The organism is Nocardia sp. NPDC004573 (genome assembly GCF_053602135.1).
In genome coordinates, this window is the sequence record NZ_JBSGDA010000001.1 from 19,748 (window position 1) to 32,324 (window position 12,577).

The window sequence follows — 12,577 nt, forward strand, 5'->3', positions numbered from 1 at the left end:
GACTGGTCACGCCGAAGGCCGCACTCCCGCGGAGCAACGGCCGGAGGGATTGCTCGCCACACTTCGGCAGAGCCCAGGCGTGGCGCGGCTGGCCCTGGTGCGTTTCGCCGGGCAGTTCGGCGACGGGATGTTCCAGGCGGCGTTGTCGGGCGCGATCCTGTTCAACCCCGAGCGGCAGACCGATCCGCTGGCCATCGCCGCGGGATTCGCGGTACTGCTGCTGCCGTATTCGCTGATCGGGCCGTACGCGGGCGCACTGCTGGATCGCTGGGATCGGCGCGCTGTGCTGCTGGTGGCCAACGTGCTACGTGCCGGGCTGATCGCGCTGGTCAGCGTAGGGCTGCTCGCGGGAGTCGGCGAGACGCCACTGCTGTTGCTGGCTCTGGCGGTGGTGGGTGTGAGCAGATTCGTCCTGGCAGGCGTCTCGGCCGCGCTGCCGCGGGTGCTGGCGCAGGCGTGGCTGGTGCCGATGAACTCGGTGCTGGCCACGGTCGCCTCCGGATGCGCGGGCGCGGGCGCGGCGATCGCGGTGGGCATGATCGGTCTGATCGGAGCGGGAGACTTCGCCTCGGCGGTCGCGGTCGCGATCAGCGGCGCCGGGTCGCTGCTCGGCGCGGCGTTGGCGGCGGGGTTCCCGCGCCACGTGCTCGGCCCGGCTCCCGACGCGGCGAAGGGCGAGAACACGGTGCACGCGATCGCCACCGGTCTGCGTACCGGCGCCACAGCGGTGTGGGAGTCGCGAGCGGTCACGACGGCGATGCTGGGTATCGGAACCCATCGAATCGTCTTCGGCGTGAATACGTTGATCATGGTGCTGGTGCTGCGCCAGACCCCGGTGGACGGCACCGGACTCAGTGGCGGCCTGGTCGGTTTCGGCGTCGCGATCGGCGCCACCGCGGGGGGCATGCTGGTGGCCGCCGTAGTCGCGCCGCTACTTGTTCCCCGGCTGGGGCGGGCCCGCACCGTGGTCGCCGGACTGATCACCGCGATGCTGGTGCAACTGACCCTGGTCACGCCGATCGCGTTCGCCGACGCGGGCGCCGCGGCGCAGCGTGCGCACGAACTGCTCTTGGCAGGCGCCTTTCTGCTTGGGCTGGCCGGGCAGACGATCAAACTGACCGGTGACGCGACCATGCAGATCGATATCGATGACGCTCGCCGAGGCCAGGTCTTCGCCTTGCAGGACACCGTTTTCAACATCACGTTCGTGCTTGCCATCGCGGCCGCGGCCGTGATCGTTCCGGACGACGGCAGATCCGCGGTCGTCGTGCTGTCGGGAGCCGCCATCTACGCCGCGGGAATCGCGGCCATCACGGTGAACAAGCGCCGCCGCGCGGTCAGCTGAGGAACAAATCATCGCCTGGGTCGCGCCGGGCGCGGTTGAGCCAGTGCGCGAGGTGCTCGGGCAGCGCACCGGCATCCTCGGAATTCGCCTGTGGCTCCGATAATCGCTGGTCGTCCACCAGACGATCCGGCGCGTCCGCGTCCGTGCGCACGATCCAGTCCAGCGGCTCGCTCGCCGCGTCCGCGGGTAGACCGGTGATCTCGTGGTTCCAGGTCCCGAGGGCGGTGGGATCGGTGAAGAAATGGTCGGGCACGCCGTCGTCGTCGAGATCCAGCGCCGCGACCTCGGCTCGGCCCGCGCCGGCCGGATCCCACAGCGCGTCGTCGGCGATGCCGTCCCCGTCGAAGTCCAGCCGCACCGCATCGGCCGTGCCCGTGCCGCCGAGTTCCAGGTCGGCCTCGCTGGTCCAGACGTGCACGCAGCCGTCACCGGTACCGAACACGTACTCGATCTCGTCCATATTCCCTTGGACGCACTCGGCCCGGCGCTGGTTCCATTACCGAGGCTTTCCGATTCGCCGTCCCCCGTTCACGGCGGTTGTTCCGGTATGTTGACCTGTCAGCGGCCGACCGACAGGAGTCGATACGACATGGGTTTTCCGGTGCACCACCCCGATGCGGTACGAGAACTGCTGGGCGCATGGAAAACTCGGTCCGCCGCCGCGCACCCGATCGCTTGACGACCGCGGCGGGGCCCAGCTGATGCGCACCTCCGTGATCACCTCCCCTCGTGCGCCGGCGCTGTTCGGCGCGCTGCTCGTCGGCGCACTCACCGTGCCGGTGCCGACCGTGCAAGCCGCACCCTTCCCGTGGGCGCCGCCGCCGGTGAACAGCTGCGGTGAAGTCGGGTTCGACCCGCTCAATCGCGAGCCCGATCCGGCGCAGCCGCCTCCGCCCCCGCTGCCCCCGCAGATCGACATCCCGGTGCCGATCCCGGAACTGACTCCCGTTCCGGTGCCCGACCCGCCGCAGGACAACACACGGATCGTTCCCGATCCCCTGCCGGAGAATCCGTGTGACAACCCATGCCCTGATATCAGGGACTATCCCGAGCACCCCGGGACCGATCCGGCTCCCAGCCCGACGCCCGAGACGGGCACCGACGAGGGAACCGGCTCCTCCGGCTCCGCCGCGGGCTCCGGTACGGGCAGTGCTTACGGGTCCGGTTCCGGCAGTGGCTCGGGTTCCGGTGCGCCCGTGAAACTTCCGCGCGTGGAGTTCAAGCCGGAGATCGAGCCGATTCCGGTTCCCGTGCCCGGCGGTCCCGGCGAGGAGCCGCAGCCCGCCCCACCGCAGGTGGTGCATCCGGCCGAACCGGGATCGCTCACGGCCTCGCCGACCGCGCCCGCGGTGGAGTCGGTGCGGCTGGTCGGGCAGGTGACCGGGCACGGCTCGGAGAACCGGACCGACATGCGCTGGCAGGTCGACGGCACCGATCTCGGGTTGATGTGGGAGACGGCGCCCGGTGAGGTCGCCGTCGTCTTCGGCGACACTTTCGGCAAAGGCTGGGGCGTCGGCGGCGCCGGCAACGACGACCAGGATTGGCGCAGCAACGTCATCGGTTTCAGCACCGACCACGAACTGTCCGACGGCCTGACCCTGGACACCTTCGCCCAGGACAGCCGCTGCCACGCCGCGGAGATCCTGGGCAGCCGCAAGATCAAGAACTGGGAGACCACCACCATCCCGACCTCCGGGTTCGCCGTCGGCAACCGGCAGTACCTCAGCTACATGTCGGTGAACAGGTGGAGCCGCATCCCGGGCCTGTGGTGGACCAACTACGGCGGCATCGCCTACTCCGACGACCTCGGGCGTACCTGGCGCAAAGACCAGCACGCCAAATGGGAGAACCTGTTCGGTCTCGGCAAGTTCCAGGTCGCGGCGATGGTGCCGCAGGGCGGGTACGTCTACATGTTCGGCACACCCAACGGACGCATCGGCACGATCGCGCTGGCCCGTGTGCCCCAGCAGCAGATCCTCAACAAGTCCGCCTACCAATACTGGGTGGGCGGCACCTGGGCGCCCGCCGCCGAGAACCAGGCCACCCCGTTGGTGCTCGGCATGGCCAGTGAGCTGTCGGTGCGCTACGACCGGTCGACCGGACAGTGGCAGATGGTCTACCTGGATTCGGCGCGGGGCGCGATCGTGTTGCGTACCGCGGCGAGCCCGCAGGGCGCGTGGACCGAAGCGATCCCACTGGTGTCCACCGCCGACTACCCGAAGTCCTACGGCGGGTTCATCCATCCGTGGTCGACCGGCGAAGACCTGTACTTCATGCTCTCGGCATGGGACACCTACAACGTGTATCTCATGCACGCCCGGCTGACGCCGAGCGCGACCCGGGGTCAACCCGCGCGCACGAACCGCACCGGCTGACCGGGCCGGGTCTGCGCGATCGCGTCGACGTCGGCGTCGACCACCACCGCGATCACCGGATAGCCCCCTGTGACCGGATGGTCGGCGAGGAACACGACCGGCTGTCCGCTCGGGGGCACCTGGATCGAGCCGAGCGCCATGCCCTCGGTCGGCAACTCGCGAGTGACCTTGCGTTCCAGTGGCGGGCCGGTGCGGCGGGCCAATCGTGCGCCGACCCGGTCGGTGTCGGCGGAGACCTCCCACTCGCCCTCGAACAGGGCCGCGGCGTCGGTGAACCAGTCGTCGCGCGGGCCGGGCACAGCACGCACGGTGACGACGTCCGCGGGCAACTCAGCGACAGGAGCGAGGTCCACGACCGGGATCGTGTGCGGAGAAGCTCCGACCGGTAGGCGATCACCTCGTGCCAGAGGTTCCGGCCCCAGGCCCGACATGGTGTCGTGGCTACGAGAACCAAGCGTCTCCGGCACGTCGATACCGCCGCGCACCGCGACGTAGCTGCGCAGCCCGACGGACGCGTAGCCCAGCCGCAGTACCTGCCCAGGTTCCAGTTCCAGCACACTCGCGTGCCCCACGGGCAAGCCGTCGACGCTGGCGGGCGCCGGTGCGCCGGTCACCGCCAGCATGACGTGCTCTTCGGCGTGCAGCGCGAGACCTCCGAGCAGCACTTCGACAGCCGCGTGCCCCTCCGGGTTGCCGACCAGCCGGTTGGCCAGCCGCAGCGACCAGCGGTCCGCCGCCCCCGCGTGACCGACACCGGAATCGAACCAACCCGGTCGCCCCAGATCCTGAATCGTTGCCAATGGACCGACAGTCTCGACGACGATCATCATCCGTCCCTCGCGTCGACGAAACGAACCGTGGCGCCCGCGCGGATCAGCGCGGGCGGCTCACGCTCGACATCCCACATCCTGAGTTCGGTGGTTCCTATCACCTGCCATCCGCCCGGTGTGCTGCGTGGGTACACGGCGCTGTATCCACCGGCGAGCGCGACTGCGCCCGCCGGAATCGATGTGCGCGCCTGCGCTCTGCGAGGGACGGACAGCCTGCCGTCGGGCGATTCCAGGTAGCCGAAGCCGGGCGCGAATCCGACGAAAGCGCACCGCCACACCGTGCCCGTGTGCGCGGCGATCACCTCGGCCGTGGTGAGGTCGAGCATCCGAGCCACGTCATCGAGGTCGGGGCCGTCGAAACGCACGGGGATCGACACCGGCTCGACACGGAACGCGTTGTCGGACAACGTTCCACGGGAAACAATGGGCGATTGCTCGGCGTGCAGGGAGACCAGCAGGCTCGTCAGTACCCGACGGACAGGGTCCGCGTCGCGTGGCGAATGCAGCGTGAGCAGGAGGGTCTCCGCCGCTGGGAGCACATCCTGCACCCCGGGTATCGGACGATCCCGCAGCGCCGTCGCGAGTTCCGCGACCGAGTCGCGGCGCTGCGGATTGATCAGCAGCGCTCGATCGCCCGCAGCGCGGATCGCCGCTTCTGCCGCCTGCCACGCCGCGTGCGTCGGCCCGCCCCTCGTCGCCATGCCTCTGCCCTCAGCCGAAGGGTTCTACCGGCACGCCGACTTCGTCCAGCGCGGCCCGGATGAAGCGAGCCATCTCCACCGCGGCGGGAGAATCACCGTGCACGCAGATGCTCGCTGCACGCACCACCACCTCGCCGGACCCGCCCACTGTCCGGGCAAGGCCGGACTTCGCGATCGAGACCGCTTGGACGACCGCCTGCTCCGGCTCCAGCACCGCTCCCGGCGTGCCCCGCGCGGCCAGCGACCCCTCCGGCGTGTAGGCGCGGTCAGCGAAGCCCTCGCCGACGAATCGCACACCGACGGCCTCGGCGGCCGACTCCAGTCCGGTGTCCGCCGGACCGAGGAGTACGAGGCGCGGGTCGTACTCCACCATCGCGGCCAGCACCGCGTCCGCCAGCTCACGATCGCGCGCGGCGGAATGGTAAAGCGCTCCATGCGGTTTCACGTACCGCACTCGATCGCCCGCGGCCCTCGCGAAGGCGTCGAGACCACCGATCTGGTGCAGCACCTCGTCGCGCAGTTCGTCAGGCGCGACGGCGATCTCTCTCCGGCCGAAACCGGCCAAGTCGCGATACCCGACGTGGGCACCGATCCGCACCCCCTTCTCCACCGCGAGCATGCAGGTCCTGCGCATGATCGAGGGGTCGCCCGCGTGAAATCCGCAGGCGATGTTCGCGCTGGTAACGATGTCGAGCATCGCGGCGTCGTCGCCCATCGTCCACGGCCCGAAACCCTCACCGAGGTCACTGTTCAAATCCAGCGCCATGTGCGTCCTCCAGCAGTGCGTGATAGACGGCTCTTCGATTCTCGTGCTCGAGCGTTACCGCAGGCAAGACGTCCGGTCCGCGCGACCTGGGTCACAGCGCGGGGGCTCGGACGCCCGCGCCAAGTACGCTCGATCCAATCATGGCCACGTATTTCGATCCGAAGTCCTGGTCGCCGTTGCGGGCCGTCGATCTCGGAAAGCGCCTGTTCGATCAATCCTGGCTGGAGCAGTGGGTCGCGCTCAGCACGGCCTGGATGGATCCGGTCGCCGACCTCGGCGCGGGCACCGTCACGGCGCTGCTGCCGGATGTGCTGATGACCATGCTCAGCGAAGGCATCCTGAGCCGGTTCGGTGGGCAGGAGGTCAGCGCGACGCTGCTCGGTCACGACCTGCACGCCACCTTGCAGGTGCTGAAGGTGCGCCGCCGCGGCGCACACTTCCAGACCAAGACGGTCCTGTCGCGGCTGCGCTGGGACGATCACCCGATCGAGTCCGTGACGGTGATCGCCCACGGTGTCCGCCTGGTACCGGGCGTGCCGACGAAGGTGCGCACCGCCCGGCTCGATCTCATCGGCACCGTTACCACGGCGGCGCTGGTCGGGTGGCTCAACACCCAGCCGCTGGACTGGGACCTGGACGTGCACCCGAGCGGGCTGATCCGTGCCAGGCACCGCCGCCGGCTGGTCACCGCCCTGGTGGAGGCGTCCGTCGCGGACAACCGGCTGGATATCGCGATCCGCCGGGTGACCTGGTTCGGCGTCCGCATTCCGCGCCGAATGATCGACGTGCCCGCCGTGCCGCTCGAGCACCTGCCCAAGGACGCGCGGATCGTGCGCGCCGTGCGGGAAGGCGACCTCATTCGATTCCGCGTCGAACTGCCGGAGATCGCCGGATCGTTCGACCTGGCCCAGATGCGCTCGGCGATCCTGGCCGGCACCACCTTGATCGTCTTCTGACCCGATCAGCTCTGCGTCTTCCACCATTCGAGCAGCGCGGCCTCGGCCTCGTCCCGGCTGAGCGGGCCGTGGTCCAGGCGCAGCTCCTTCAGGTGGCGCCACGCCCGCCCGACGTCGGGTCCCGGAGACAGACCGAGCAGCTCCATGATCGCGTTGCCGTCCAGGTCCGGGCGGACCTTGGCCAGATCTTCCTGCTCACGCAGCCGTTCGATCCGCGCCTCGAGCTCGTCGTAGGTGGCCCGCAGCGCGGCGGCCCTGCGCTTGTTGCGGGTGGTGCAGTCGGCGCGGACGAGTTTGTGCAGGCGGGGGAGCAGGTCGGCGGCGTCGGTGACGTAACGGCGGACCGCGGAGTCGGTCCACTGGCCTTTGCCGTAACCGTGGAAGCGAAGGTGCAGGAACACCAGCCGGGCGACGTCCTCGGTGAACTGCTTCGGGTACTTCAGCGCCCGCATCCGTTTGCGCACCATCTTCGCGCCGACCACCTCGTGGTGGTGGAAGCTGACGCCGCCGCCCGGCTCGTTGCGCTTGGTGTCGGGCTTGCCGATGTCGTGCAGCAGCGCGGCCCAGCGCAGCACCAGGTCGGGGTCGCCGTCCTCCTGGTCGATGGCCTGCTCGAGCACGGTGAGCGAATGCCAGTAGACGTCCTTGTGCTGATGATGCTCGTCGATCTCCAGCTTCATCGCGGGCACCTCGGGCAGCACCCGCTGCGCCAGCCCGGTCTCGCACATGACGTTGATGCCGTCGATCGGGTGCGCGCCACCAATGAGCTTGTCCAGCTCCACCCGTACCCGCTCGGCGGTGATGCGCTCGATCTGGTCGGCCATCGCGGTGATCGCGGCCCGCACCCGCGGATGCGGTTCGAACCCCAGCTGGGAGACGAACCGTGCGGCGCGCAGCATGCGCAGCGGATCGTCGTTGAACGAATCCTCCGGCGCCGCAGGCGTGTCCAGCACGCCGTCGAGCAGGGCGGTCATGCCGTCGAGCGGATCGATGAACTCCAGCGCGCCGTCCGCGCCGATCTTCACGGCCATCGCGTTCACGGTGAAATCGCGGCGCACCAAATCTTCGTCGAGCGAGTCGCCGAAGGTCACCTGCGGGTTTCGGGACATCCGGTCGTAGCTGTCCGCGCGGAACGTGGTGATCTCCAGTTGCTGCCCGTCCTTGGCCGCGCTGACCGTGCCGAACGCCAGACCGCCGGTGTCCCAGAGATGGTCGGCCCACCCGCGCAGGATGTCCTGCACCGCCTCCGGCCGCGCGTCGGTGGTGAAGTCCAGATCCGTCCCCAACCGGCCGAGCACCGCGTCCCGCACGCTCCCGCCCACCAGGTACAGCTCGTGCCCCCGTGCGGCGAACATCTCGCCGAGCGGCGTCAGCACATCCGCCAGCCCCCCGAGCGTCACCGCCGCGGCGGCCAGCAGTCGGGTACGTCTATTCAGCGCAGCGTCCTGAGACTTCGGCGAAACCACGAATGAGCAGCTTACCGAGCCACGCCAACGAGTATCGCCGCCCAGGCCCCACAGCAGCCCAGATATATAAGGGCACCGACATGAGCCCAGCCGGCGGCGTCCGCACAGCGCGCACCATCCCACTCCTGCCGACTACGCAGCCGCCACAACCGCGACCTCCGGCCGGAGCGAGTCCAGGAACATCGCTCCCAGCCCTGGAACACGCCGGCTGCCGGGCGGACCTCGTGTAAGCGATCGACGCGCCACCTGCCGCTATGCGCCCATGCCCCGGTATCGCGAGCGCGAACACCGACGCACCCGCACCACCGCTCTCCAGGAAACGTGCCCATCCTCCTCGTTCATGGGGCGTTCATAGCCGCCCGCTTCCGACCAGCGGGGCACGTCGGCGACGAACACTACCCACTCAGCCTGGCGAACAGCCGCTGTGCCTCATGTCGCCAACTCCCGTACCGAGCCGACTCACCCCGCGCACCTCACTCTCGGTGCGCGAATCACGCACCGAGAATCCGTCGTTGGCACCGCTGAGCGCCGTCCAATCCGAGCGGCCGCATGTCCCACGACAAACCACCAGCACCGGCCAACCCGAGATCACCCACTACCAGCCGCGCCCCGGTCCCCGAACTCGAAGACCGACGTACCCAGCCCACCCCGGCCACTGGTTTCGAGCGAAGCGAGACCGAGCATCCGCCGTTCGCGGCCCGGCTCGCGTCCGAGCGGCCGCCGCGTCCGCGACGCAGTCGCCAGCGGCGGTCGCTCGGACGCGAGCCATAAAGGGGCCGCGAACACGCCGCGACGAAGTCGCGGCCAACAAATACGACGCGGCCAACAAATACGACAGAGAGTAGGACCCGTTCGGTCGACGCGGGCGCCCCCGGTTTACGATGCCAAGAGCGCAAGCGAACTGTCGTCTGTCCCGACATCGGGATGGATGCGATCAGCGGAGCCTGCGGAGCGACCTAAAGGCACCTTTCAGGAGGATCAGTGACTGCCGTAGAGCCCCAGCCAGTCCCTCAGTTGGAAGCGACTCGGCCTTATCCGGCTCGGACCGGGCCGAAGGGCTCGTTCATCTACAAGATGGTCACCACCACGGACCCGAAGGTCCTGGGTGTCATGTACTTGACCACGTCGATGGGCTTCTTCCTCATCGGTGGCCTGATGGCCCTGCTGATGCGCGGTGAGCTGGCGCGTCCCGGTCTGCAGTTCCTCTCGACCGAGCAGTTCAACCAGCTGTTCACCATGCACGGCACGATCATGCTGCTGTTCTACGCGACCGCGATCGTGTTCGGCTTCGCCAACATCATCCTTCCGCTGCAGATCGGCGCTCCCGACGTCGCCTTCCCCCGCCTGAACGCCTTCAGCTACTGGCTGTACGCGTTCGGCGCCAGCATGGCGACCGCCGGTTTCATCACCCCGGGCGGCGCCGCGGACTTCGGCTGGACGGCGTACGTGCCGCTGACCGACATCCTGCATTCGCCCGGTGTCGGCACCGACCTGTGGATCCTGGGCCTGGCGGTGTCCGGTCTGGGCACCATCCTCGGTGGCGTGAACATGCTGACCACCGTGGTCTGCCTGCGCGCTCCGGGTATGACCATGTTCCGGATGCCGATCTTCACCTGGAACATCGCCGTCACCAGCGTCCTGGTGCTGCTGGCCTTCCCGCTGCTGACCGCCGCGCTGTTCGGCCTGGCCTACGACCGCCACCTGGGCGGCCACATCTACGACCCTGCCACCGGCGGCATCCTGCTCTACCAGCACCTGTTCTGGTTCTTCGGCCACCCCGAGGTGTACATCATCGCGCTGCCGTTCTTCGGCATCGTCTCGGAGATCTTCCCGGTCTTCTCGCGTAAGCCGATCTTCGGTTACACCACGCTGGTCTACGCCACCTTGGGTATCGCCGCGCTGTCCATCGCGGTGTGGGCGCACCACATGTACGCCACAGGCGCGGTGCTGCTGCCGTACTTCTCGTTCATGACCTTCCTGATCGCGGTCCCGACCGGTGTGAAGTTCTTCAACTGGATCGGCACCATGTGGCGCGGTCAGCTGACCTTCGAATCGCCGATGCTGTTCTCCATCGGCTTCATCGTCACCTTCCTCTTCGGTGGTCTGTCCGGCGTCATCCTGGCCAGCCCGCCGCTGGACTTCCACGTGACCGACTCGTACTTCGTCGTGGCGCACTTCCACTACGTGCTCTTCGGCACCATCGTGTTCGCGACCTACGCGGGCATCTACTTCTGGTTCCCGAAGATGACCGGCCGGATGCTGGACGAGCGCCTGGCGAAGTGGCACTTCTGGACGACCTTCATCGGCTTCCACACCACCTTCCTGGTCCAGCACTGGCTGGGCGCCGAGGGCATGCCGCGCCGCTACGCCGACTACCTGCCCAGCGACGGCTTCACCACGCTGAACACCATCTCCACGATCGGCGCCTTCGTGCTCGGCGCGTCGATGCTGCCGTTCCTGTGGAACGTCTTCAAGAGCTACCGCTACGGCGAGGTGGTCACCGTGGACGACCCGTGGGGCTACGGCAACTCGCTGGAGTGGGCCACCACCTGCCCGCCGCCGCGGCACAACTTCTACGAGCTGCCGCGCATCCGCTCCGAGCGTCCCGCGTTCGAGCTGCACTACCCGCACATGGTCGAGCGCATGCGCGCCGAGGCGCACGTGGGCTGGGGCTCGGGCAAGCACGCCACCGAGCTGCACGAGCCGAACGCCCTGGCGAAGTAGGGCGCCTTCGCGCCGGGGCCGGGCGGACGACGTCCGGCCGCGCCGTAGGATTCATCGCGACGAGTGTGCACCCGCTGGTCATCAGCGGGTGCACACTCGTTTGTGGAGATCGTTTGCAGAGATCGGTACGCACCGTGCGTTGCGACAACGACGTCCAGCACAGCGACGGCGAACCTCGAACATGGAGCGCATCAGTTGGCCGACACCACCGTCCTCGTCACCGTCACCGGACCCGACCGTCCCGGTGTGACGTCCGTGCTGCTCACGGCCATGTCCCGGCACCAGGTGAGTCTGCTGGACGTGGAGCAGGTCGTGATCCGGGGCAGGCTGACGCTGGGCGTCCTGGTCACCTGCCCGACCGACGCCGAGGCGTTGCAGGACGAGCTCGAAGAGGCCATGAACACCGTCGGCATGCACGTCGACGTGGAGGTGGACGCGGCGATCGGCAGGCAGCCGATGTCCACGCACGCGGTGGTCATCCTCGGCAGCCCGGTCACCGCACGCGCGTTCAGCGCGGTGTCGCGGCAACTGGCCGCCTTGGGGGCGAACATCGACACCATCCGCGGTATCGCCGACTACCCGGTGACCGGTATGGAATTGCTGGTCACCGCGATCGACTCCGGCCCGGACACCGATTCCCGGCTGCGCACGGCGCTGGCCGAGGTCGCGGTGGCCGAGCAGGTCGACGTGGCGGTGGAGCGCGCGGGGCTGGCCCGCCGCGGCAAGCGGCTGATCGTCTTCGACGTCGACTCGACGCTGATCCAGGGCGAGGTCATCGAGATGCTCGCGGCGCACGCGGGCGTGGAGGACGAGGTCCGCAAGGTGACCGAGGCCGCGATGCGCGGCGAGATCGACTTCGCCGAATCGCTGCGACAGCGGGTCGCCACGCTGGCCGGCCTGGACGAGTCGGTGATCGAGGAAGTGGCCGACCGGATCGAGCTGACCCCTGGGGCGCGCACCACCATCCGCACGCTGCGCCGGATCGGCTTCCGCTGCGGCGTGGTGTCGGGCGGCTTCCGGCAGGTGATCGAACCGCTGGCGCACGAGCTGGAACTGGACTTCGTGCAGGCGAACACGCTCGAGGTCGTGGACGGCAAGCTGACCGGCCGGGTCGTCGGCGAGATCGTCGACCGGGCGGCCAAGGCGACCGCGCTGCGCAAGTTCGCGGCCGAAGCCGGGGTGCCGATGGAACAGACCGTCGCGGTGGGTGACGGCGCCAACGACATCGACATGCTCAACGCCGCCGGGCTCGGTGTCGCCTTCAACGCCAAGCCCGCGCTGCGCGAGGTCGCCGACGCGGCCCTCTCGCATCCCTATCTGGACGCCGTCCTGTTCATCCTGGGGGTCACCCGGCACGAGGTGGAGGCCGCCGACGCCAGGGACGGGCTGCTGCGCCGCGTACCGCTGGGCTGAT

General features: G+C 68.8%; 10 protein-coding genes. 5 read left to right on the forward strand and 5 right to left on the reverse strand.

Annotated elements, in window-relative coordinates; translation table 11 throughout:
• The first annotated feature begins 49 nt into the window (after positions 1 to 49).
• Complete coding sequence (locus tag ACWEKR_RS00105; RefSeq protein ID WP_452353058.1) at positions 50 to 1,345, forward strand: MFS transporter; 1,296 nt, start codon at positions 50 to 52, stop codon at positions 1,343 to 1,345.
• Here the strand turns inward: ACWEKR_RS00105 and ACWEKR_RS00110 are convergent.
• On the reverse strand, positions 1,338 to 1,805 hold the full coding sequence (locus tag ACWEKR_RS00110) for a hypothetical protein (RefSeq protein WP_452352589.1): 468 nt from the start codon (positions 1,803 to 1,805) through the stop codon (positions 1,338 to 1,340). The genes ACWEKR_RS00105 and ACWEKR_RS00110 overlap by 8 nt on opposite strands.
• 241 nt (positions 1,806 to 2,046) lie before the next feature.
• On the opposite strand from ACWEKR_RS00110, the gene ACWEKR_RS00115 reads away from it, so the two are divergent.
• Positions 2,047 to 3,720: a DUF4185 domain-containing protein gene (locus ACWEKR_RS00115; protein WP_452352590.1), complete on the forward strand. Its 1,674-nt coding sequence runs from the start codon at positions 2,047 to 2,049 to the stop codon at positions 3,718 to 3,720.
• Here the strand turns inward: ACWEKR_RS00115 and ACWEKR_RS00120 are convergent.
• The 3 genes from ACWEKR_RS00120 to ACWEKR_RS00130 are packed head-to-tail and all read right to left on the reverse strand — an operon-like array spanning position 3,690 to position 6,017.
• On the reverse strand, positions 3,690 to 4,550 hold the full coding sequence (locus ACWEKR_RS00120) for a 5-oxoprolinase subunit C family protein (RefSeq protein WP_452352591.1): 861 nt from the start codon (positions 4,548 to 4,550) through the stop codon (positions 3,690 to 3,692). The genes ACWEKR_RS00115 and ACWEKR_RS00120 overlap by 31 nt on opposite strands.
• On the reverse strand, positions 4,547 to 5,251 hold the full coding sequence (locus ACWEKR_RS00125; protein WP_452352592.1) for a 5-oxoprolinase subunit B family protein: 705 nt from the start codon (positions 5,249 to 5,251) through the stop codon (positions 4,547 to 4,549). The genes ACWEKR_RS00120 and ACWEKR_RS00125 overlap by 4 nt, the downstream gene beginning before the upstream one ends.
• Before the next feature lie 10 nt (positions 5,252 to 5,261).
• Positions 5,262 to 6,017: a LamB/YcsF family protein gene (locus tag ACWEKR_RS00130; RefSeq protein WP_452352593.1), complete on the reverse strand. Its 756-nt coding sequence runs from the start codon at positions 6,015 to 6,017 to the stop codon at positions 5,262 to 5,264.
• A 140-nt stretch (positions 6,018 to 6,157) separates the two neighbouring features.
• Here ACWEKR_RS00130 and ACWEKR_RS00135 point away from each other — a divergent pair, with 140 nt between their 5' ends.
• A complete protein-coding gene (locus ACWEKR_RS00135; RefSeq protein WP_452352594.1) occupies positions 6,158 to 6,973 on the forward strand; it encodes a hypothetical protein in 816 nt (271 codons plus the stop codon).
• Between the two features lie 5 nt (positions 6,974 to 6,978).
• Here the strand turns inward: ACWEKR_RS00135 and ACWEKR_RS00140 are convergent, their stop codons facing one another.
• Positions 6,979 to 8,439 (reverse strand): CCA tRNA nucleotidyltransferase, encoded by a 1,461-nt coding sequence (locus tag ACWEKR_RS00140; RefSeq protein WP_452352595.1) that lies wholly within the window; start codon positions 8,437 to 8,439, stop codon positions 6,979 to 6,981.
• 981 nt (positions 8,440 to 9,420) lie between these two features.
• Between ACWEKR_RS00140 and ctaD the strand changes: the two genes are divergently transcribed.
• Together ctaD and serB are read left to right on the forward strand one after the other, a co-directional pair.
• Entirely contained in the window at positions 9,421 to 11,163 is a 1,743-nt protein-coding gene (gene ctaD / locus ACWEKR_RS00145) for an aa3-type cytochrome oxidase subunit I (RefSeq protein WP_084488664.1), read from the forward strand.
• 195 nt (positions 11,164 to 11,358) lie between these two features.
• Positions 11,359 to 12,576, forward strand: coding sequence for a phosphoserine phosphatase SerB (gene serB / locus ACWEKR_RS00150; RefSeq protein WP_452352596.1), 1,218 nt, complete (start codon positions 11,359 to 11,361; stop codon positions 12,574 to 12,576).
• The last annotated feature ends 1 nt before the right edge of the window (position 12,577 follow it).

Bases quoted from the DNA above. Each gene is read 5' to 3' on its own strand.
- ACWEKR_RS00110 (WP_452352589.1), bottom strand. From the start codon at position 1,805: ATGGACGAGATCGAGTACGTGTTCGGTACCGGTGACGGCTGCGTGCAC.
- ACWEKR_RS00115 (WP_452352590.1), top strand. From the start codon at position 2,047: ATGCGCACCTCCGTGATCACCTCCCCTCGTGCGCCGGCGCTGTTCGGC.
- ACWEKR_RS00120 (WP_452352591.1), bottom strand. From the start codon at position 4,550: ATGATGATCGTCGTCGAGACTGTCGGTCCATTGGCAACGATTCAGGAT.
- ACWEKR_RS00125 (WP_452352592.1), bottom strand. From the start codon at position 5,251: ATGGCGACGAGGGGCGGGCCGACGCACGCGGCGTGGCAGGCGGCAGAA.
- ACWEKR_RS00130 (WP_452352593.1), bottom strand. From the start codon at position 6,017: ATGGCGCTGGATTTGAACAGTGACCTCGGTGAGGGTTTCGGGCCGTGG.
- ACWEKR_RS00135 (WP_452352594.1), top strand. From the start codon at position 6,158: ATGGCCACGTATTTCGATCCGAAGTCCTGGTCGCCGTTGCGGGCCGTC.